The 21,011-nt window shown below is 72.0% G+C and carries 21 protein-coding genes; 10 read left to right on the top strand and 11 right to left on the bottom strand.

Translation table 11 applies throughout. The annotated features are described in order from the left end of the window. A partial coding sequence (gene putA, locus B351_RS15905; RefSeq protein ID WP_019397021.1) for a bifunctional proline dehydrogenase/L-glutamate gamma-semialdehyde dehydrogenase PutA occupies positions 1-1,753 on the bottom strand: 1,753 nt, incomplete at its 3' end. Between the two features lie 196 nt (positions 1,754-1,949). Next, on the bottom strand, positions 1,950-2,696 hold the full coding sequence (locus tag B351_RS0100100) for an AraC family transcriptional regulator (RefSeq protein ID WP_050992096.1): 747 nt from the start codon (positions 2,694-2,696) through the stop codon (positions 1,950-1,952). A 178-nt stretch (positions 2,697-2,874) separates the two neighbouring features. On the opposite strand from B351_RS0100100, the gene B351_RS0100095 reads away from it, so the two are divergent. The 6 genes from B351_RS0100095 (at position 2,875) to B351_RS0100070 (ending at position 7,663) form a co-directional block, all read left to right on the top strand. Further along, complete coding sequence (locus B351_RS0100095) at positions 2,875-3,348, top strand: DUF2244 domain-containing protein (protein ID WP_019397019.1); 474 nt, start codon at positions 2,875-2,877, stop codon at positions 3,346-3,348. A 19-nt stretch (positions 3,349-3,367) separates the two neighbouring features. After that, positions 3,368-4,291 carry a cytochrome c oxidase subunit II gene (coxB, locus tag B351_RS0100090; protein ID WP_026010171.1) on the top strand — a complete coding sequence of 308 codons (924 nt, stop codon included), beginning with the start codon at positions 3,368-3,370 and terminating at the stop codon, positions 4,289-4,291. A 62-nt stretch (positions 4,292-4,353) separates the two neighbouring features. Then, the gene (gene ctaD, locus B351_RS0100085; protein WP_019397017.1) at positions 4,354-5,967 is read left to right on the top strand and encodes a cytochrome c oxidase subunit I; all 1,614 of its coding nucleotides are present in this window, start codon (positions 4,354-4,356) and stop codon (positions 5,965-5,967) included. Positions 5,968-6,034: 67 nt separating this feature from the next. Next, a complete protein-coding gene (locus tag B351_RS18100) occupies positions 6,035-6,166 on the top strand; it encodes a hypothetical protein (RefSeq protein WP_255326644.1) in 132 nt (43 codons plus the stop codon). Continuing rightward, a complete protein-coding gene (locus tag B351_RS0100075; RefSeq protein WP_019397016.1) occupies positions 6,163-6,765 on the top strand; it encodes a cytochrome c oxidase assembly protein in 603 nt (200 codons plus the stop codon). Before B351_RS18100 ends, B351_RS0100075 begins: the two co-directional genes overlap by 4 nt. Before the next feature lie 22 nt (positions 6,766-6,787). Beyond that, entirely contained in the window at positions 6,788-7,663 is an 876-nt protein-coding gene (locus tag B351_RS0100070; RefSeq protein ID WP_019397015.1) for a cytochrome c oxidase subunit 3, read from the top strand. Positions 7,664-7,773: 110 nt separating this feature from the next. Here the strand turns inward: B351_RS0100070 and B351_RS0100065 are convergent, their stop codons facing one another. After that, the gene (locus tag B351_RS0100065) at positions 7,774-7,992 is read right to left on the bottom strand and encodes a twin transmembrane helix small protein (protein WP_019397014.1); all 219 of its coding nucleotides are present in this window, start codon (positions 7,990-7,992) and stop codon (positions 7,774-7,776) included. A gap of 75 nt (positions 7,993-8,067) precedes the next feature. Here B351_RS0100065 and B351_RS0100060 point away from each other — a divergent pair, with 75 nt between their 5' ends. The 4 genes from B351_RS0100060 to B351_RS0100045 are packed head-to-tail and all read left to right on the top strand — an operon-like array spanning position 8,068 to position 11,512. Next, positions 8,068-8,784 (top strand): SURF1 family protein, encoded by a 717-nt coding sequence (locus tag B351_RS0100060; RefSeq protein WP_050992095.1) that lies wholly within the window; start codon positions 8,068-8,070, stop codon positions 8,782-8,784. A gap of 55 nt (positions 8,785-8,839) precedes the next feature. After that, positions 8,840-9,415 (top strand): hypothetical protein, encoded by a 576-nt coding sequence (locus B351_RS0100055; RefSeq protein WP_019397012.1) that lies wholly within the window; start codon positions 8,840-8,842, stop codon positions 9,413-9,415. A gap of 13 nt (positions 9,416-9,428) precedes the next feature. Beyond that, complete coding sequence (locus B351_RS0100050; RefSeq protein WP_019397011.1) at positions 9,429-10,616, top strand: heme A synthase; 1,188 nt, start codon at positions 9,429-9,431, stop codon at positions 10,614-10,616. Beyond that, a complete protein-coding gene (locus tag B351_RS0100045; protein ID WP_019397010.1) occupies positions 10,613-11,512 on the top strand; it encodes a heme o synthase in 900 nt (299 codons plus the stop codon). The genes B351_RS0100050 and B351_RS0100045 overlap by 4 nt, the downstream gene beginning before the upstream one ends. A gap of 48 nt (positions 11,513-11,560) precedes the next feature. Here the strand turns inward: B351_RS0100045 and B351_RS0100040 are convergent, their stop codons facing one another. From B351_RS0100040 to B351_RS0100005, 8 genes are all read right to left on the bottom strand, one after another. Continuing rightward, positions 11,561-12,535, bottom strand: a complete 975-nt coding sequence (locus B351_RS0100040; RefSeq protein ID WP_019397009.1) for an MBL fold metallo-hydrolase — start codon at positions 12,533-12,535, stop codon at positions 11,561-11,563. Positions 12,536-12,838: 303 nt separating this feature from the next. Continuing rightward, entirely contained in the window at positions 12,839-13,585 is a 747-nt protein-coding gene (locus B351_RS0100035) for a TerC family protein (protein ID WP_019397008.1), read from the bottom strand. A 379-nt stretch (positions 13,586-13,964) separates the two neighbouring features. Then, positions 13,965-15,683 carry a DNA primase gene (dnaG, locus tag B351_RS0100030; RefSeq protein WP_019397007.1) on the bottom strand — a complete coding sequence of 573 codons (1,719 nt, stop codon included), beginning with the start codon at positions 15,681-15,683 and terminating at the stop codon, positions 13,965-13,967. An 87-nt stretch (positions 15,684-15,770) separates the two neighbouring features. Beyond that, entirely contained in the window at positions 15,771-16,697 is a 927-nt protein-coding gene (locus B351_RS15900; RefSeq protein ID WP_037034220.1) for a YihY/virulence factor BrkB family protein, read from the bottom strand. Between the two features lie 62 nt (positions 16,698-16,759). Then, a complete protein-coding gene (locus tag B351_RS0100020; RefSeq protein ID WP_019397005.1) occupies positions 16,760-17,251 on the bottom strand; it encodes a GNAT family N-acetyltransferase in 492 nt (163 codons plus the stop codon). Between the two features lie 143 nt (positions 17,252-17,394). Next, on the bottom strand, positions 17,395-18,519 hold the full coding sequence (locus tag B351_RS0100015; protein WP_019397004.1) for a serine hydrolase: 1,125 nt from the start codon (positions 18,517-18,519) through the stop codon (positions 17,395-17,397). Next, a complete protein-coding gene (locus tag B351_RS0100010; RefSeq protein WP_019397003.1) occupies positions 18,516-19,619 on the bottom strand; it encodes a serine hydrolase in 1,104 nt (367 codons plus the stop codon). The genes B351_RS0100015 and B351_RS0100010 overlap by 4 nt, the downstream gene beginning before the upstream one ends. Then, positions 19,609-20,775, bottom strand: coding sequence for an acyltransferase family protein (locus tag B351_RS0100005; RefSeq protein WP_019397002.1), 1,167 nt, complete (start codon positions 20,773-20,775; stop codon positions 19,609-19,611). Before B351_RS0100005 ends, B351_RS0100010 begins: the two co-directional genes overlap by 11 nt. Positions 20,776-21,011 lie beyond the last annotated feature (236 nt).

Below are 21,011 nucleotides of genomic sequence, written 5' to 3'. Positions count from 1 at the left end.
CCACCGGCTCGCCGGCGGGCGCGGCGGCGCCCGGCACCAGCGGCGCCGCGCGCCACGGACCGGTATGCGCGGCCATCTGCGCGGCCAGTTCCCTGATGGTGTTGTCGTCGGCGAGGTTGACGCCCATGGAGTTGTTCCTGTCGAAGCCCTGGTGGGTGTAGAGGTCGCGCGGCAGCGGGATGCGCGGATGGGGGATGGAGGCGAAGCCGGAGACCACGGCCACCGGATCGCGCACCAGCTCGGCCACCGGCACGTCCTCGTCGGTGATGCGGTTGACGAAGCTGGAATTGGCGCCGTTCTCCAGCAGGCGGCGGACCAGGTAGGGCAGCAGGTCCTCGTGGCTGCCCACCGGCGCGTACACCCGGCAGGGCACGCCCAGGCGGTCGGCCGGAACCACCTCGGCGTAGAGGTCGTCGCCCATGCCGTGCAGCTTCTGGTGCTCGTAGGTGCGGCCTTCGGCGATCGCCCGCACCGCGGCGATGGTGTGCGCGTTGTGGGTGGCGAACATCGGGTAAAGCGCGTCGGCATGGCCGAACAGGCGCCGCGCGCAGGCCATGTAGGACACGTCGGTGTTCTGCTTGCGGGTGAACACCGGGTAGCCGGCCAGGCCCTCGACCTGGGCGCGCTTGATTTCCGCGTCCCAGTACGCGCCCTTGACCAGGCGCACCTGCAGGCGGCGGCCGGTGCGGCGGGCCAGGTCGGCCAGGTAGTCGATCACGAACGGCGCGCGCTTCTGGTAGGCCTGCACCACCACGCCGAAGCCGTCCCAGCCTTCCAGCGAGGCGTCGCTGACGACCTTCCCGATCACGTCCAGCGACAGCTCCAGGCGGTCGCATTCCTCGGCGTCGACGGTGCAGCCGATGCCGTAGGAACGGGCCAGCTGCGCAAGTTCCAGCACCGCCGGGGCCAGTTCGGCCAGCACCCGCCCGCGCTTGGCGTGCTCGTAGCGCGGATGCAGGGCCGAGAGCTTGATCGAGATGCCGTGGGCGCGGGTGACGTCGCCGCCAGGGCCGCCGCCGCGGGCGAGGTTGTCCTTGCCGATGGCGTGGATGGCGCGCTTGTAGTCCTCCAGGTAGCGGCGCGCGTCCTTCGTGGTCAGCGCGCCCTCGCCGAGCATGTCGAAGGAATAGCGGTAGCCGGCGTTGTCGCCCTTGTGCGAGCGGGCCAGCGCCTCCTCGATGGTGCGGCCCATGACGAACTGGTGGCCCATGATCCGCATCGCCTGGCGCACGGCCAGGCGCACCACCGGCTCGCCGATGCGCGCCACCAGGCGCTTGAACGCGCCGGGTACGTCGTGGCGGGTGGCGTCGTTGAGCTGCACCAGGCGGCCGGTGAGCATCAGGCCCCAGGTCGAGGCGTTGACCAGCACCGATTCGCTCTGGCCCAGGTGCTTCTCCCAGTCGGCGTCGCCGAGCTTGTCGCGGATCAGCTTGTCGGCCGTTTCCTGGTCGGGGATGCGCAGCAGCGCCTCGGCCACGCACATCAGCAGCACGCCTTCCTCGCTGCCCAGGTCGTACTGGCGCATGAAGGCCTCGATCGCGCCCTGGTCGGCGGCGCGGGCGCGCACGCGGCGGACCAGGTCGGTGGCGAGGGCCTCGACCTCGGCCTGGCGGGCGGGGTCCAGGCGCGCCTGCTCCAGCAGCTCGCGCACATGGGTGGTCTCGTCGCGCAGCCAGGCGGCGGTGATGGCTGCGCGCAGGGGCGAAGCGGTGCCAGGCGGCAGCTCCTGGCAGGGGACGGTCAGGGCGGACATGGGTCGACTCGGAACGGGGCGGCCGGAGGGCCGCCGTGCGAGCGCATCTTCGCCGCCGGGCGTGGCGGCTGGATTGATCGATTCCCCCGGCGCGGACGCGGGGGGCGGCACAAACGCAGCGCGCGCGGGCCGCGTCCCCAGCCTGGTCCACCGGCGGGCGGATGGCGTGAACGCCGGCGTCGCCTGCCTGTCCGGTTCAGCCCGCGCGCAGGCGCCGGTACTCGCCCGGGGTCATGCCCACCAGGGCCACGAAGCGCCGGGTGAAGGCGCTCTGGTCGGAGAAGCCGCAGGCCTGGGCAATGGAGGCGATGCTGCCGGGCCCGTGCAGGCGGTGCATCGCCGCCTGGATCCGCACCCGGGTCAGCAGCTGCAACGGCGAGAGCTGGAACACCTTCTGGAAGGTGCGCTCGAGCTTGGACTCGGAGAAGCCGGTGATGTCCAGCAGGTCCTGCACCCGGATGTTCTCGGCGTAGTGCCGGTTCATGTGCACCAGGGCCTCGCGCAGGGAGCGGTAGTCCGCCTCCAGGCCCTCGCGCCCGGCCAGATCGCGGGAGATGCCGATCAGCCCGGCCACCTGGCCGTCGATCCGCAGCGGGCGCTTGCAGGTCAGGCACCAGCCCGGCTCCTGGTCGGAGAACAGGTGCAGCTCCAGCAGGTTGTCGATCACCGCCCCTTCCAGCACCTGGCGGTCCTGCAGGCCGTAGTTGGCGCCCAGGCCGCTGGGATACACCTCGCTGGCGCGCTTGCCGATGATCTCCTTGCGCGAGCGCAGGCCCAGGCGGCGCAGCATGGTGGCGTTGACGTGGGTGTAGCGGCCCTCGCGGTCCTTGATGAAGAACAGCACGTCCGGGATCGAGTCGAACAGGGCCTCGACCTCGGCGGCATCCACGGCGAGCGGGCTGGGCTTCACGGGGGCAGGGGGTCCGGCGGCAGGGCACGACATTCTAATTGGGTGCGGTGCCAGGCCGCCTCTGGTCCGGCCCGGGCCGCCCGGGCGCGACCCCCTCCATGCCACGGCCCGGGCCCGGCCGCCTTGTCCTGGATCAATGCGGGTTGCCGCTGCCGGTGATTCGCGCTTACCATCTTTCGGTTTTCCGCAGCTGCGAGCGGCGGTAGGCGACGTGATCGAGGTGCTGCCAGGCAGGTCCGGCGACGCCGGCGCGCAGTTGAGGCTGCGCCCGCCGCGGGTCCTGACGGCAGGCCAGTTCAGGGCGCTGTTCGCCGCGCTGGCGGGGGCGATGTGGCTGGCGGCCGGCCTGGGCTGGCTGGCGGGCAACGTCTTCGCGCCGGCGTTCGCACTGCTGCACAGCGCAGGGGTGGCGCTGGCGTTGCGCATGCTGTGGAGCAACGGGGAACGCGGCGAGGAGATCGCCATCGGGCCGCGGGCGGTGGAAGTCCGCCGCGGCGCCGAGACGGTATTCAGCGCCCATCCTTACTGGGTGAGGCTGCAGGTGGCGCCGGAAGATGGCATGGTCATGCTCTCCTCCGGCGGCCGGGACGTGGAGGTGGGAGCCTTCCTCGGCCCGGGCGAGCGCCGGCAGCTGGCGCGGTGCCTGAGGGAATTCCTGGCGGCCGCCAGCGGCCGCAACCGATGACGCAACCAGGGTCTAGGCAATGATGCAAGCGAAGGGATGGTGGAAGCGTTGGATGGCTGCGGGCACGCTGATGGCGGCACCGCTGCTGGCCTGGGCCCAGTCGGCCGATCCGCAACGGTGGCAGCTGAACATGGGGCGCGGCGTCACCGCCACCTCCCAGAACGCCTATGACGCGCACATGGTCGCGCTGTGGATCTGCGTGGCCATCGGCGTGGTGGTGTTCGGCGCGATGGCCGTGGCGGTGGTCCGCTTCCGCAAGTCCAAGGGCGCGGTCGCGGCCCAGTTCAGCCACAACACCACCGCCGAGCTGATCTGGACGGTGATCCCGGTCCTGATCCTGATCGCGATGGCCTGGCCGGCCACCGCCAAGCTGATCTCGATGTACGACACCCGCGACGCCGAGATGACCGTCAAGGTCACCGGCTACCAGTGGATGTGGAAGTACGAGTACCTGGGCGAGGGCGTGAGCTTCACCAGCCGCCTGGACCGCGAGCACGACCGCATCCGCCAGAGCGGCGAGCGCCCGGACCCGGCGCAGCACCCGCACTACCTGCTCGAGGTGGACAACCGCCTGGTGCTGCCGGTGGACACCAAGGTCCGCTTCGTGATCACCGCCGACGACGTGATCCACTCCTGGTGGGTGCCGGCGCTGGGCTGGAAGCAGGACGCCATCCCCGGCCTGATCAACGAGGCCTGGACCGAGATCAAGACCCCTGGCGTGTACCGCGGCCAGTGCGCCGAGCTGTGCGGCAAGGACCACGCGTTCATGCCGATCGTGGTCGAGGCGGTCTCCAAGGAGGAATTCGCGCGCTGGCTGGCCTCGAAGAAGCCGGCCGCGCCGGAGGCGCCCGCGGAGGAGTCCGGCGAAGCGCCGGCCGACGCCGCCGAGCCGGTCGACGAGGCCGAGGGCAGCGCCCCGGCCGCGGCGCCGCAGGCCGCCTGATCCCGCACGCAACGGCCGCCGCCGCGGCCGCCACGCAAACGCATCCCAGAGGTAGCAACGCCATGGCCCATACCGCCGCCGAGCACCACGACGACCACCACGGCCACAAGCAGGGGTTCGTCGAGCGCTGGTTCTTCTCGACCAACCACAAGGACATCGGCACGCTGTACCTGCTGTTCTCCTTCGTGATGTTCATCATCGGCGCGGCCATGAGCGTGGTCATCCGCGCCGAGCTGGCCACCCCCGGCCTGCAGGTCGTCAGCCCCGAGTTCTTCAACCAGATGACCACGGTGCACGCCCTGGTCATGATCTTCGGCGGCGTGATGCCGGCCTTCGTCGGCCTGGCCAACTGGATGGTGCCGCTGCAGATCGGCGCGCCGGACATGGCCCTGCCGCGCATGAACAACTGGTCGTTCTGGCTGCTGCCGGTGGCCTTCACCCTGCTGCTGATCTCGCTGTTCCTGCCCGGTGGCGCGCCGGCCGGCGGCTGGACCCTGTACCCGCCGCTGTCGCTCCAGGGCGGCTACAACGTGGCCTTCACCATCTTCGCCATCCACGTGGCGGGCATCAGCTCGATCATGGGCGCGATCAACATCATCGCGACCATCCTCAACATGCGCGCCCCGGGCATCGACCTGCTGAAGATGCCGATCTTCTGCTGGACCTGGCTGATCACCGCGTTCCTGCTGATCGCGGTGATGCCGGTGCTGGCCGGCGCGGTGACCATGCTGCTGACCGACAAGTTCTTCGGCACCAGCTTCTTCAACGCCGCCGGCGGCGGCGACCCGGTGATGTACCAGCACATCTTCTGGTTCTTCGGCCACCCCGAGGTCTACATCATGATCCTGCCCGCCTTCGGCGTGGTCAGCGAGATCATCCCGACCTTCAGCCGCAAGCCGCTGTTCGGCTACCAGGCCATGGTGTACGCCACCGCCGCGATCGCCTTCCTGTCGTTCATCGTGTGGGCGCACCACATGTTCACGGTGGGCATGCCGCTGGGCGGCGAGATCTACTTCATGTTCGCGACCATGCTGATCTCGGTGCCGACCGGCGTGAAGGTGTTCAACTGGGTCTCCACCATGTGGAAGGGCTCGCTCACCTTCGAGGCGCCGATGCTGTGGGCGATCGCCTTCGTGCTGCTGTTCACCATCGGCGGCTTCTCCGGCCTGATGCTGGCGATCGTGCCTGCCGACTTCCAGTACCACGACACCTACTTCGTGGTCGCGCACTTCCACTACGTGCTGGTCACCGGCGCCGTGTTCGCGCTGATCGCCGCGGTGTACTACTGGTGGCCGAAGTTCACCGGCCGCATGTACAACGAGCGCTGGGCCAAGTTCCACTTCTGGTGGTCGGTGGTGTTCGCCAACCTGCTGTTCTTCCCGCAGCACTTCCTGGGCCTGGCCGGCATGCCGCGCCGCATCCCGGACTACAACGTGGTGTTCGCCGACTGGAACCTGGTCAGCTCGATCGGCGCGTTCGGCATGTTCGCCACGCCGTTCATGATGGGCTTCATCCTGTGGCACTCGCTGCGCCACGGCGCCAGGGCCGAGGCCCGCGCCTGGGAAGGCGCGCGTGGCCTGGAGTGGACCATCCCGTCGCCGGCGCCGCACCACACCTTCACCGTGCCGCCGGTGATCAAGGACGGCGACCTGGCCCACGGCGACATCACCCACTGAGCTTCCGCCGCGGCGGAAGCAGTTCCCGCCCGGCGCGCCCGGGCGGGCCCGGAACAACGGAGGAACGATGAACCACGCCCCCGACCATCGCGATGACGCCGCACGCCGCCGTGGCGTGGTGCGCACCGTGTGGGTCGTGGGCGCGATCGCCCTGGCGATCTACGTGGGCTTCATCCTCTCGGGGGTGCTGCAGGCATGAGCGATCCGCGCGCCGACGCCGCTCCGCGCCGCCGCGGCTGGCTGAAGCTGGCCGGGGTGTCGCTGGCCGCGTTCGCGTTCGCCTTCTCGCTGGTGCCGCTGTACCGGATCGCGTGCGAGAAGGTGTTCGGCATCCGCCTGGAAGGCGGCACCGGCCAGGCCCGTGCCGCCGCGCCGGCCGCCGCCGGGCCGCGCCAGGAACGTACCGTCACCGTGCTGTTCGATGGCGGCGTGAACTCGAAGCTGCCGTGGTCCTTCGGCCCGGAGCAGCTGACCATGCAGGTGGTCCCGGGCGAACTGGCCGAGGCGACGTACTACGCGCGCAACGACAGCGACCGCCCGATCGTCGGCAGCGCCGTGCCCTCGGTGGCGCCGGCGCGGGCCTCGGGCTACTTCACCAAGACCGAGTGCTTCTGCTTCACCGCCCAGACCCTGCAGCCGGGCGAGCGGCGCGAAATGCCGGTGCGCTTCATCGTGGACCCGGACCTGCCGGCCGACGTGAAGACCATCACCCTCTCGTATACCTTCTTCAGGAACGAGGCCCTCACCGCGCAATTGGGCGCGGGCGGGGCTTCCCGCGCGCCGCTCGCGGCGCCTTGACCCGAGCAACGGAATCCACGCCATGGCCCATTCCCAGACCGACGCCAACATCTACTTCGTGCCGGCCAAGAGCAAGGCGCCGATCTTCGCTTCGGTGTCGATGTTCGTGATGATGATCGGCGTGGCCACCTGGCTCAACGAGATCGCCTGGGGCAAGTGGTCGTTCTTCCTCGGCGTGGCGCTGATGGTGGCGACCCTGTTCTACTGGTTCGGCGAGGTGATCCGCGAGTCGCAGGGCGGCCACTACAACCGCCAGGTCGACGGCTCGTTCCGGATGGGGATGATCTGGTTCATCTTCTCCGAGGTGATGTTCTTCGGCGCGTTCTTCGGCGCGCTGTTCTCCACCCGCCAGTTCGCGCTGCCGTGGCTGGGCGGCGAAGGCGACGGCGTGCTCACCAACGAGCTGCTGTGGCAGGGCTTCAGCGCGGCCTGGCCGAGCGCCGGCCCGGGCGGCGTCGGCGGCCAGTTCCAGACCATCCCGGCCTGGGGCCTGCCGCTGGTCAACACCCTGATCCTGCTGACCTCCGGCGCGACCCTGACCGTGGCCCACCACGCGCTCAAGGCCGGCAAGCGCGGCCAGCTGCTGGTCTGGCTGGGCGCCACGGTGCTGCTGGGCCTGACCTTCCTGGTGTTCCAGGGCGAGGAGTACATCCACGCCTACAAGGAGCTGAACCTGACCCTGGGCTCGGGCATCTACGGTTCGACCTTCTTCATGCTCACCGGCTTCCACGGCGCCCACGTCGCCCTGGGCACGATCATGCTGATCGTGATGTGGTTCCGCGCGCTGAAGGGCCACTTCACCCGGGACAAGCACTTCGGCTTCGAAGCCGCGGCCTGGTACTGGCACTTCGTGGACGTGGTCTGGCTGGGGCTGTTCCTCTTTGTTTACGTGCTGTGATTCGTGATTCGATAGAAGCGAAGCGCGAGCCACAAGCAACAAGGGCGCCATCAGGCGCCCTTGTTGTTTCGGATCACTGATCACCAATGACAAACCACGGGCTGGCGGCCTCAGCCGCCAACCCCATGCGGCTGTATCACGCCGGTCCAGATGCCGATGATGACCAGCAGGATCAGGCCGATGGACAGGGCGATGCGGCGGGTGAGGGCGTTGACCGTGCGCTTGCTCTCGCCGCGGTCCACCATGAGGTAGTAAAGCGCCGAGCCGAGGTTCCAGATGATGAGCAGCAGGAACGCGACGACGATCAGGGTTTTGAGCGAATCGTTCACGGGACGTGGCTCGTGGCGTGCGGGTTTGCGCCGGGCATTATCGCAGCCCGGCGCCGCGGCGGGCGTGGGGGCCGCGTGAGCCGTCGCCTGCCGTCGTGGGCGGGCTGGGGCCTGGCCTTGGCCGTGGCCGCGGCCTGCTGCGGGCTGGGCACCTGGCAGCTGCAGCGCATGCACGCCAAGCAGGCCCTGCTGGACGCGTCGGCGCAGGTGCTGGCCGAGCGCCGGCCGCAACCGCTGGCGCTGGCCGCCGATCCGGCGCGCGCGCGCGGCTACGACTGGGCGTCCGGCCGCGGCCGCTTCGCCGACCTGCCGGCGGTGCTGCTGGACAACCAGAACCGCGATTCCCGGCCCGGCGTACGCGCCTACCGCGTGTTCGAACCGGAGGACGGGCTGCCGCTGCTGGTGGATCTGGGCTGGCTGCCCCTGCCCGGCGACCGCCGCATGCCGCAGGTCCCGCCACCGGCAGCCGGCACGATCGAAGCCTCGGGCCTGCTGCTGCCGCCGCCGGCCCGCGGCCTGGCCGCGCCGGCGGTGCAGCGCCAGGCCGACGGCACCGCGCTGGTGGTGGCGCTGGAGCCGGCGGCAGTGGCCGCCGCACTGGGCCTGCCGGCGCTGGCGCCGCGGGTGCTGCGCCTGGATCCGGAACTGCCGCTGGGCTACGCGCGCGACCTGGAACTGCTGCCGAACACGCTGCCGCCGCAGCGCCACCTGGGCTACGCGGTGCAGTGGTTCGCCCTGGCCGCCGCGGCGCTGGCCATCGCCCTGGTGCTGACCCTGCGGCGGCGCCGGTGAGGCGCGTGGCCGGCGCGCGGAACAGGGCATGGCCCGGCATGCGAAAATCCCGCGCATGAGCCATTCCGTTCCCGACGCTGATCGCACTGCCCGCGGCCGCCTGGTGCTGGTTGCGCTGTTCGTGCTGTTCTTTGGCAGCGCGCTGGCCGCCGGCGCGCTGCGCTTCAGCGGCTGGATGCCGGCCGGCCTGCGCAACCACGGCCAGCTGCTGGAGCCGCCGGTGGACCTGCGCCAGGCCCGCCTGCAGCTGGCCTCCGGCGAGGCCTATCCCTGGCAGCCGCAGGCCCGCATCTGGCGCATCGTGGCCGTGCCCCCGGCCTCCGGCTGCGACGCGGCGTGCACCACGCTGGCGGCGCAGCTGGACAAGGTCTGGCGCCTGTTCGGGCACAACGCCGACCACGTGCACGTGCTGTGGCTGGGCGCCGCCCCGGCCGGCGCTGCGCAGCTGCCGGAGATGCGCGTGCTGCGCGACGACCCGGGCGTGCGCGCGTCCCTGCCCGGCGCCTCCGACCCGGCCGGCGTGCCGCTGTACGTGGTCGATCCCAACGGCTTCGTGATCCTGCGCTACGCGCCGCAATCCGATCCGGCCGGCCTGCGCGCCGATGTCGCGCGCCTGCTGAAACTGAAGTGAGGCTTCCCATCCGATGAACGCGCTCGTCCGCCCGACGCTGGCACGCCATTTCCACCGCATCGCCTGGCTGGCGGTGGCGCTGACCGCCTGCGTGGTCGTGTTCGGCGCCTTCGTGCGCCTGTCCGACGCCGGCCTCAGCTGCCCGGACTGGCCGACCTGCTACGGCCGTGCCACCTGGCCATCGGCGCCGGCCGACGCGGCCGCGCACGCGGCCAGCGGGATCCGTCCGTTCGAGACCCACAAGGCCTGGCGCGAGCAGGTACACCGCCACCTCGCCGCCAGCCTGGGCGTGGTGGTGCTGCTGCTGGCGCTGCTGGCGGTGCGCCGCCGCCGCCTCGGCGTGCCGCTGGTGATCGGCGCCTCGCTGCTGGTCGCCGCCGCGATCCCGGCGTACATGTACGGCCACATCGGCCTGGCCTTCGCCCTGGCCGGTGCCGGCGAGGCGGTACTGCTGCTGGCGGCGCTGCGCTGGTCCAACATCGACCTGGCGCGCGCGGCGGTGCTGACCCTGGCGGTGATCGTGTTCCAGGCGCTGCTGGGCAAGTGGACCGTGACCCTGCTGCTCAAGCCGATCGTGGTGATGGGCCACCTGCTGGGCGGGCTGACCACGTTCGCGCTGCTGGTATGGATGGCCTGGCGCGCCACCGGCCTGCCGATCCGCCTGGCAGACGCGCGCGTGCTGCGGCGCTGGGTGGTCGCCGGGCTGGTGGTGCTGGGCCTGCAGATCGCGCTCGGCGGCTGGACCAGCGCCAACTACGCGGCGCTCGCCTGTGGCGGCGGCGGCTGGACCGGCGCCAGCCACCATTACATGGATTTCCCGCGCTGCGTCGGCCAGTGGTGGCCGCCTGCGGACTTCCGCGAAGGCTTCGTGCTGTGGCGCGGGATCGGCGTGGACTACGAAGGCGGCGTGCTCGACGGCGCCTCGCGCATCGCCATCCAGATGGCGCACCGGATGATGGCGGTGGTCGCGGCGCTGTACCTGCTGCTGCTGGCCGGGCGGCTGTACCGGCTGCCGGGCATGCGCGGCTGGGCCGCGCTGCTGGGCCTGCTGGTGCTGGTCCAGGTCGCGCTGGGCGTGCTCAACGTCAAGCTGTCGCTGCCGCTGCCGGTGGCGGTGATGCACAACGGCGGCGCCGCGGCCTTGCTGTTCGTGCTGGTGACCTTGCTGGCGCGGTTGCGGGAGCCCGAGCAGGTCGCATGAGCACCCACGTTTCCCTCTGGCGCGAATACCTGGAGCTGACCAAGCCGCGGGTGGTCGCGCTGCTGGTGTTCACCGCCCTGGTCGGCATGTTCCTGGCGGTGCCGGGGCTGCCGCCGCTGCGCGAATCGGTGCTGGGCCTGGTCGGCATCTGGCTGGCCGCGTCCTCGGCCGCGGCGATCAACCACCTGATCGACCAGCGCATCGACAAGCTGATGGCGCGCACCGCGCACCGCCCGCTGGCCACCGGCGCGCTGCGCCCGGCGCAGGTGCTGGCGTTCGCGCTGGCGCTGGGCGTGGCGTCGATGCTGGTGCTGGTGCTTTGGGTCAACACCGTCACCGCGGTGCTGACCTTCGCCTCGCTGATCGGCTACGCGGTGGTCTACACCGGCTACCTCAAGCGCGCCACGCCGCAGAACATCGTGATCGGCGGCGTGGCCGGCGCCGCGCCGCCGCTGCTGGGCTGGGCCGCGGTCACCAACATGCAGGGCGCCTGGGACTGGCAGCACGCGCTGCTGCTGGTGCTGATCATCTTCGTCTGGACCCCGCCGCACTTCTGGGCGCTGGCGATCTTCCGCCGCGAGGACTACGCGCGCGCGCTGATCCCGATGCTGCCGGTGACCCACGGCGTGACCTACACCCGCTGGCAGATCCTGTTCTACACCGTGCTGCTGGTCGAGGTGAGCGTGCTGCCGGTGGTGTTCGGCATGAGCGGCCTGTTCTACCTGGGTGGCGCGCTGGTGCTGGGCAGCGTGTTCCTGTGGTACGCCTGGCGCCTGCTCGATCCGCCGGACGAGTTCTACGCCATGCGCGTGTTCAACTACTCGATCGTCTACCTGATGGCGCTGTTCGCCTTCCTGCTGGTGGACCACTGGCTGCCGCTGCTGCTGCCGGCCTGAGCCGGCAGCACGGCCGGGCGCGGGCGGCGGCCCGCGCCCTGGCATCGCTTACTCGGCGACCCAGGCCAGCTGGCCGTCGCTGCCGCGCTCGATGCGGCCCAGGCCCGGGAACGGGAAGTGCACCGAGTACAGGCGTTCGCCGCTGTCAGCGGCGGTGTCCAGCATCTTCGCCCGCTGCGCCGCGCCGGCGGCGGCCTCGCGATCCCACTGGATCGTCCACTGCGGGCGCTGCACCGAGACCACCGGGTGGTGCACCAGGTCGCCCACGTACAGCAGGCTTTCCCCGCCGCTGCTGATGCGGAAGGAGACGTGGCCCGGGGTGTGGCCCGGGGTCGGCAGCGCCTGCACCATGCCCGGCACCAGCTCCGCCTCCGGGGCAAAGGCGTCGACCTGCGGCGCGATCGCCGCGACCAGGCTGGCCATGGCCGCGCCTTCGCCGCTGGCCTGGGCCTGCAGGTCCTCCCACTCCGGCTGCGAGACATGGATGGTGGCGTTGGGGAAGGCCAGCGCGCCGCTGGCATCGACCAGGCCGCCGACATGGTCGCCGTGCGCATGCGAGATGAACACGTCGGTGACCTGCGCCGGCACGATGCCGGCCGCCTGCAGCGCCGCGCCCAGCTTGCCCGCGCTGTCGCCGACGAACTGGCCGGCGCCGGCATCGAACAGCATCACCCGCTGCCCGTCGCGCACCAGCAGCGGCTGCACGCTCAGGTGCAGGCGATCGGTGTCCAGGCCAGCGCCCGACAACACGCCGGCGACCTCGTCCGGAGTCAGGCCGACGCCAAACACCGAGTTGTCGTTGGGCACGGCAATGCCGCCGTCGCGCAGCGCGGCAGCCTGCAGCGATCCGACCTGGAACGGGTGGACGTGCTCGCTGGCGGGCACGCCGGCCTGGGTGGCCTCCGGCGCGGCGACCGGGGCAGGCGCGGCCCCGGCCGCTTCCTCGTTGCGGCTGCAGGCGGCAAGCGCCGCGCCCATTGCTACCACCAGCAGCGGCAGCGCCGCCTTGCGTACGTGCGACATGGGTGACTCCCGTGGATTGACCGCCGGATTCTGGCGGCGCGCCGGCGCAGCGGCAAGGCGATGGCGGCAGGCGCCGACGGAAGGCGGGAACCAGCCCCGCGCCGCCGCGGGCGGGCATGGTGGGCTCCGGCGCCCACCGGGCATGCCCGCCGCCGGCGACCCGCGGCGCGCGCATGACCGCGACGGAAGCATCCGGCTGCCGCGCCGTGTTGCCGCGCTTCACGGTCACGCGGCCCAGCGGCCGGTCCTGGGCGATACCGGCCCTCCCTTCGCCGGGCGGGGCCGCGCAACCAGGGGCGCGCGTCAGTCCCCGCCTGCCCGCGCCACAGCCTGCTGCTCGCGGCGCCGGATCCACAGGTTGATCAGCTCGACGAACACCGAGAAGGCCATCGCCGCGTAGATGTAGCCCTTGGGGATGTGCTGGCCGAAGCCGTCGGCGATCAGCACCAGGCCGATCATGATCAGGAAGCTCAGCGCCAGCACCTTGACCGTGGGGTGGCGCTCGACGAAGTCGCCGATCGGGCCGGCGAAGCCGATCATGAACACGATCGAGACCAGGATCGCGGTGGCCATCACCCAGCGCTCGTCGACCATGCCCACCGCGGTGATGATCGAGTCCAGCGAGAACACGATGTCCAGCACCATGATCTGCAGGATCACGCCGGTGAAGGACGTCGCGGCGCGGGCCAGGCCGGTTGCTTCCGCGTCCTGGCCGGCACCTTCGATCTTCTGGTGGATCTCGTGGGTGGCCTTGCCGATCAGGAACAGGCCGCCGCCGATCAGGATCAGGTCGCGCCAGGAGAAGTCCTGGCCCAGCGCGGTAAACAGCGGCTGGGTCAGGCCGATGATCCAGGCGATGGTGAACAGCAGGCCCAGGCGGGTGATCGCGGCGGCGGCCAGGCCGACGCGGCGCGCCTTGTTGCGCTGCTCCGGCGGCAGGCGTCCGGCCAGGATCGAGATGAAGATGATGTTGTCGATGCCCAGCACCAGTTCCAGCGCGGTGAGGGTGGCCAGGGCGATCCAGGTTTCGGGGTTGAGCAGGGCGTCCATGTGGGCTCGCGTGGGTCAGGCAACGGAAGACTGGCGCCGTGCGGGTGCAGGCGGCGTAGCGGATGCGGGGACGGGGATGCCGGCGCGCGCGCGGTGGGACGCGGGCGGGCGGCGCCGCACGGCGCCACGCACGGCGCGGGCCGGGGAGCGGTATGGCGTTGGATCTGGCACGGGTTGCGGGCTCCAGGGTTTCCAGGGCCGCGGTGGGGTGGCATCGCCGATGGACGCCCCTTCGCCGCGGGGCGGCGAAGGTCTTGCCCGCAGGCCGTCCGGGCCTGCCGCTGCGCCGGGGCCGGGTGGCCCGTCATGACGACGCCAGCGTTGGGGGCTACTCCCCTTCGAAGGCCCGCATCCTAGCATGACACGCCGGGGCCGGGCTTCAGGCGCGCCCGGCCAGGACCTTCAGCAGCATCCGCAGTTCGTACTTGTCGGTCTCGTCCAGGCCTTGCGCGCGCTGCTTGTCCTGCAGCTCGTCGATGCGCTGCTGCAGGGTCTGCCGCTCCAGCTGGGCGATGGCATCGTGCAGCTCCACTGCCCAGCTCTGTTCGTCGCCGGGCAGCGGCTGCGCCGCCAGCTTGCGCAGGGCCTCGCCCTGTTCGTGCCCGGCGAAGTGTTCCAGCAGCGCGCCGGTGCTGATCTCCGGGCGCTGGTGCACCACCTCCAGCAGTTCCAGCAGCAGCGGCACGCCCGCTGCGCGCAGGGTGTCGAAGCGGTACGGCCGCTCCAGCTGCAGGCCCAGCGAGGGCTGCTGCAGCAGCAGGGCGATCGCGCTGCGCACCAGGCTGCGCTTCTGCGCCGGCACCACCCGGCGCGCGGGCGCGGGCGGCGGCGCGGCGGCGACCGTGGCGGTGACCCCGGTCTGGCGCTGCAGCTCCTGGCGCATCAGGTCGGCGAAGGCGCCGTCGGGCAGCTGTGCCAGCAGCGGACGCGCTCGCTCGGCCAGGGGGGCGCGGCCGTCGAGGGTGTTGCGGTTGATGTCGCGGCCCAGTTCCTCGAAGAAGAACTGCGACAGTGGCGTGGCCTGGGCCAGGCGCGCGTCGAACCCGGCCGCGCCCTCCTTGCGCACGATGGTGTCCGGGTCCTCGCCCTCGGGCAGGAACAGGAAGAACGCCTGGCGCCCGTCCTTCATCCGCGGCAGCACCGACTCGACCGCGCGCCAGGCCGCGCGCCGGCCGGCGGCGTCGCCGTCGAAGCAGAAGTACACGTCCGGCGCGTTGCGGAACAGCAGCTCGGCGTGCTCGGCGGGGGTGGAGGTGCCCAGGGTCGCCACCGCCTGGGTGACGCCGAACTGGAACAGGGTGACCACGTCCATGTAGCCCTCGACCCCCCCCAGCCGCTCCAGCTTCTGGTTGGCCTGGCGTGCCTGCCACAGGCCGTACAGCTCGCGGCCCTTGTGGAACAGCGGGGTTTCCGGCGAGTTGAGGTATTTGGGGCTGGCGTCCTTGTCCAGCACGCGACCGCCGAAGGCGATCACCCGGCCGCGGCGGTCGTGGATCGGGAACATGATCCGGTCGCGGAACTTGTCGTACACGCTGCCGCGCTCGTTGCGCGAGAGCATGCCGGTGCGCTCCAGCAGCTTGCGCCGGCGTTCGTCCGTGCCCAGCGCGTCCAGCAGGGTGGAATAGCCGTCGGCGGCGTAGCCGATGCCGAAGCGGGCGCGGGGGTCCGTGTCCACCCCGCGGCCCTGCAGGTAGGACAGCGCGCGCGGGCTGTCGGCCAGCTGGCGCTGGAACAGCCGGGCCGCCGCCTCCAGCGCCGCGTACTGGTCGCGCAGGTCGTTGTCCTGCGGGCCGGCGCGGGTGTCCTTTGGCATCTCCATGCCGGCGCGCCGCGCCAGTTCCTCGACCGCGTCGAGGAACTCGAGGCGGTCGTAGTTCATCAGGAAGCTGATCGCGGTGCCGTGCGCGCCGCAGCCGAAGCAGTGGTAGAACTGCTTGGTCGGCGAGACGTAGAACGAGGGCGTGCGCTCGTCGTGGAACGGGCAGGGCGCGGCGTATTCGCGGCCCTTGCGCTTGAGTGGCACCCGCGCACCGACGATCTCGACGATGTCGGTGCGCGCGAGCAGGTCGTCGATGAACGCGTCGGGCAGGCGGGCCATCGCAATAGGATGCCATCCGCGCGGGTTCCTGGCCCTGTCCGCGTGGCGGAAAAAGCCCCGGCGGGGCGCGGCGGCGCGCGCGGGGCCTCAGGGCGCGGCCTGCGTGCCCCCGTCAGCGCCGGTGCGCGGGGGCACGGCGCCGATCCCGGCCCGGCGCAGCCGCTGGCGCGCGTGCGCGCGTTCGTCGATCACCGCGGTCACCAGGGCCCCGGCGAAGAACACCAGGGCCGCGTAGTACATCCACACCAGCAGCAGCACCAGCGCGCCCATCGAGCCGTAGGCGCTGCCCGGGGCGGCCTGGGCCAGGTAGAGGCCGATCAGGTACCGGCCCAGGGCGAACAGCCCGGAGGTGATCGCCCCGCCCAGCCAGGCCTGGCGCCAGTCGACCCGGCGGTCGGGCAGGTAGTGGTAGAGGAAGGCGAAGGCCAGCGCGTACAGCAGCAGGGTGGTCACGTAGCCGACCACCGGCAGCAGCGAGGGGATGCGCGCGAACACCAGCTGCAGCGCGGTGGTGGCGATCATCGACACGATCAGCAGGAAGCCCAGGGCCAGGACCACCCCCAGCGAGAACACCCGCTTGCGCAGCCAGGCACCCAGCCCGCCGAGCTTTTCGCCGCCGGTGCGGAAGATCAGGTTGAGCGCGCCCTGCAGCTGGGCGAACACCACGGTGGCGCCGACGAATAGCAGGCCGGTGCTGGCCAGGCCGGCCAGCGAGCCCACGTCCGGCTGTGAATCGGCATTGCGGATGATGGTTTCGGCCACCACCGCGGCCTGCTCGCCGGCCAGCGCGCCGATCTGGTCCACCAGCGACTGCTGCGCCGGCGGGTACAGCGAGGCGGTCAGCCACAGCAGCAGCACCAGCAGCGGCGCCAGCGACAGCAGGGTGTAGAAGGACAGCGAGGCGGCCTGGGTCATCAGGTCGGCCTCGACGAAGCGCTTCACCAGCGCCACCGGCAGGCTTTCCTGCAGGCGCTGCAGGTGCCGGCGCAGCTTGTTGGGCAAGGGACGGGTCATGCGGGCACGGTCGCGGTGGCGTGCCCAGCTTGTTGACTGGCGCGTTGCCGGTGCGTGAGCGCTCAGCCGCCGGCCTGGGCCGCCAGCGCGTGCAGGGCCTGGCCGTCGACGCGCTGCACGGTCCATTCGTCCATCGGCCGCGCGCCGAGGCGGCGGTAGAAGGCGATCGCGGGCGCGTTCCAGTCCAGCACCGACCACTCGAAGCGGCCGTAGCCGCGCTCCACCGCCAGCGCCGCCAGATGGGCCATCAGCCGGTGGCCGATGCCACGGCCGCGGAATTCCGGGCGCACGTACAGGTCCTCCAGGTACAGGCCGGGCTTGCACAGGAAGGTGGAGAAGGAAACGAAGAACAGGGCGAACCCGGCGGCCTGGCCGTCGCATTCGGCGATCACCACCTCCGCCGCCGGGCGCGCGCCGAACAGGGCCGCCTCCAGGTCGGCGGCGGTGCCCACCGCCTCGTGGGCCAGGCGCTCGTACTCGGCCAGTTCGCGGACCAGCGACAGGATCAGCGGGATATCCGCGGGGGTGGCGGGGCGCAGGGACAGGTGGCTCATGCGTCGGCGGGAATGGATACGGTGCTGGAACCGCCAACTCTAAGGCGCGCGGAATGAATCGGTACTGGCCTCCGCCCGGTGTGGCGCACGCGCAAACGGCGCCGCCTTGCCGGGGCACCGCTGGCGCGTGGCGGGGCGGCGGGTCAGGGCAATGCCAGCGCGGCGGCCAGGGCGCGGCCCAGCGCCTGGAATGCATGCTCGGCCTGCTCCAGTTCGCCGAAGCGCTCGGCGCAGGCCACCACGACGGTGGCGCCGTCGCGGCCCAGGGCGGGATCGAGCAGGCCGACATTGCACGCGCGCTGCTGCTGGGTGCCGGTCTTCTGCGCGAAGTCCGCGCCTGCCGGCAGCCCGGCCTGGATGCGGCGGCTGCCGGTGCTGATCGCGCGCATGTGCCCGAGCAGCAGCGCGGTCGAGCGCGGCGACAGCAGCTCGCCGCTGGCCAGCCGCTCCAGCAGGCGGCCGTAGGCCGGCAGGGTCGCCGAGTTCAGGCCGCGCGCGTAGTAGTCCTCGAACACCTGCTCCAGGGTGGTGTCGCCCAGCTCCGCGCGCGGTACGCCCAGCGCATCGGCCAGCGCCTGCAGCCGCGGCTCGCCGGCCTCGGCCTGGCGCAGGGCCAGCATCTGCATGCTGTCCAGCCCGGCCACCCCCGGATGCAGCGCGCCAAAGGCGTCGTAGCGTACCTGGCGGATGCTGGTGACGCGGCCGAAGCCGGAGCCGGTCCAGGCGGACAGGCGCGCGTTGAGCCGGTCCTGGCCGATCCGCCGGACCAGCATGTCGGTGGCGGTGCTGTCGCTGTCGCGCAGCGACTTGTGCAGCAGGGTGGCGATGCTGAAGCGCTCGCCCGGTTCGTGCTGGAGCATGTCGCCGGCGCCATCTACGAAGTCGCCGGCGGTCAGTTCCAGTTCCTCGTCCAGGGCCAGTTCGCCGGCATCCACCGCCTCCAGCACCGCGATCGCCACCGGCACCTTGATGGTCGAGGACAGGTACCAGGCCCGGCCTTGGCCCAGGTCCAGCTTGCCGGCCTGGGCCGGGGGCCCCAGGCGGTGCACGTACACGCCGAAATCGCCGGGCATGGCCGCGTCGATCGCCGCCACGTCCCGCTCCAGCGCGGCGATCCACGCCGGCGCTTCCGCTTCCGTTGCCGTGGGCGCGGCAGGCGGCTGGGCAGGGCGGCTGCAGGCGGCCAGCGCCAGGGCCAGCACGGCCGGCAGCGCAGGATGCAGGGGGCGGGAACTCAGGGCCATGCCGGCGGCGACACCGTGGGTCATGGCGGGGTGTCCACGAATACCCCGGCGGCGGTGATGGCTGCGGCAATCCGCTGCAGGGCGTGCACGCCGGCGGCGGTGCCGGTGCCGCGCACGCAGGCGGCAACCACCACCCGCGCCGGATCCGGACGCGCCGGCGGATCGGCCGGCTGCATGGCGATGCCCAGGTCGCAGGTGCGCCGGTACTGGGTGCCGGTCTTGTGGGCGAAGGCGATGCCCGGCGGCAGGCCGGCGCGCAGGCGGCGGTGGCCGGTTTCCACCCGCAGCATCCGTTCCAGCAGCCAGCCGGTGGCCTCCGCGCCCAGGGCCTTGCCGTCGGCCAGGGTGGCGAGCATGCGCCCGTAGTCGACCAGGGTCGCGCTATTGGCGCCGGTGGCGTAGTAGGCCTCGAACGCCGCGGCCAGGTCCGGTTGCCGCAGCTGTTCCGGCGGCACGCCCAGCAGCGCGGCGAGCTTGCGTACCCGTGCCGGGCCGGCGGGGACGCGCTTGAGTGCCAGCAGGTCCTGCGCGTCCAGCCGCGCCGCGCCGGGATGGAACTGGCCGTAGGCCAGGCGGCGCACGTCGGCCAGGGTGGTGATGCGCAGGCGCGCGTCCACCAGTTCGGCCGCGACCCGGTTCACCGCGGCCAGGCCGACGGTGCGGATCAGCACGTCGGTGGCGGTGTTGTCGCTGTGCACGATCATCTGCTCCAGCAGCCAGGACAGCGCCAGCGCCTCGCCGGGGCGGTGCCGGTTCGTGGCGCCGGCGCCGTCGACGAAGTCGTCGGCCCGCAACACCACCGGCGTGTCCAGCGCCAGCGTGCCGCGCTCGACCTCGCGCAGTACCGCGATCGCCACCGGCACCTTCACCCCGGAGGCCAGGTACCAGGGCTCGCCGGCGCGGTAGCCGTAGGACTCGTCGCGCTCCATGTGCAGCACGTAGACCCCGATCCCGGCGCCCTCGCCCAGCGCGGCCTCGATCGCGCGCAGCCTGGGCTCCAGTGCGGTGGACCAGGCCGGCACCGCGGCCTGGGTGGCGGGAGGCGCGGTCGGCGGCGCGGCGGCCGCCGGCGGCGGCAGCAGGGCGAGCAGGGCCAGCAGCAGGCAGCAGCGGCTAGCCCGCATGCGCGGCTCCGCGCTGCCGCTCCCGCCACTGGCGCAGGCGCGCGCGCAGCGCCTGCCACAGCGCGATCCACGCCGCGGTCGCGACGACCAGGCCGCCGGACAGCAGCAGCGCGTGCTCGTAGGACACGGCCTGGTAATAGCCCAGCGTCCCGCGCAGCAGCAGGAAGATCACCGAGATGTGGACGATGAAGGCCATCAGCGAGTCGCTGCCGACCACCGCCAGCGGCCGCAGTGCGCGCGCCAGGAGGTTGCCGCCGGCCACGCTGAGGCCCAGCAGGACCAGGGCGCCGCCGACGCTGAACAGCGAGAACAGCAGGCCGGGCGGATGCTTGCCTTGGTTGCGGCCGATCTCCACCAGCACCGGGCGCAGCGGTTCGCCGGCCAGGTGTGCGAAGGCCGCCAGCAGCAGCAAGCCGGCCACCACGATCCCGCCCGCCAGCAGCAGCCGGCTGCGGGCCTCCTGGTCCCAGCGCCGCAGCAGGCCGCCGAGCAGCAGTCCCAGCAGCACCAGCGGCAGGCGCGACAGCTGGCCCCAGGTGTACAGCTCGTGGTCTTCGACCAGCACCGCGCGCAGCGGCCGGCTGTCGAAGTCGACGTGGCCGGACACCCACCACCACAGCCCGCCCGCCAGCAGCGGGCTGGCCCAGCGCAGCCAGGCCGGGGTACGCGCCCACAGCGGCAGCAGCCAGGGGATCCACAGCAGGGCGATGGCGTAGAAGCCCAGGATCTCCACGAACGAGGGGAAGGACCGGTACAGCAGGGCGTCCACCACCGCGTCGCGGCCGCGGTCCCACAGCTCGACCACGGTCAGCAGCTTGTACCAGGACAGCACCAGCAGGCCGCGCCGGACCAGGTGGTTGCGCCGCCCGGGCCAGTCCGGGGCGGCGGTCTTCGGCACGAAGGCCACGGCCAGGGCGATGCCGAAGACGATGAAGAACAGCGAGGAGGAGAACTTGGTCAGGGCGTGGACCGGCACCTGGCCCCAGTCCGGGAAGTCGGCGTAGGGCATCAGCCCGTTGGTGCCGTGGGAAACGATCATCAGGCACACGGCCAGGCCGCGGGCCAGGTCGATCGAGCCGATCCGGCCACCGCGCACGGCCACGGCGGCCGGGACCGTCCCGGGCGCGGCCGTGGTCGCGAGGCTGTCAGCGGACATGCGCCCGATCCGCCGCGCAAGCGGGACGGCTGCCCGCGGCGGCGCGGATGGCAACGGGGGCGGCGGCGGGCCGGTCGGGGCGCCCGTCGCGGGCGTGGGTGGCCATGGGCGGGTTCCGGGCGCGGGGACGGCCATTGCAGCAATGCCGCCGTGAGGGCCCGATCAGGGATAGGGCTGCCCCGGTCGCGGGGGCGGCCGGGGCAGGGGCCGGTGCGGGGGCACCGGCGGGGGGGGGG

It is taken from the genome of Pseudoxanthomonas sp. GW2 (genome assembly GCF_000283075.1).
GTDB lineage: Bacteria > Pseudomonadota > Gammaproteobacteria > Xanthomonadales > Xanthomonadaceae > Pseudoxanthomonas.
Note: the sequence above shows the minus strand (reverse complement) of the source record. Positions and strands in the feature narration are given on the sequence as shown.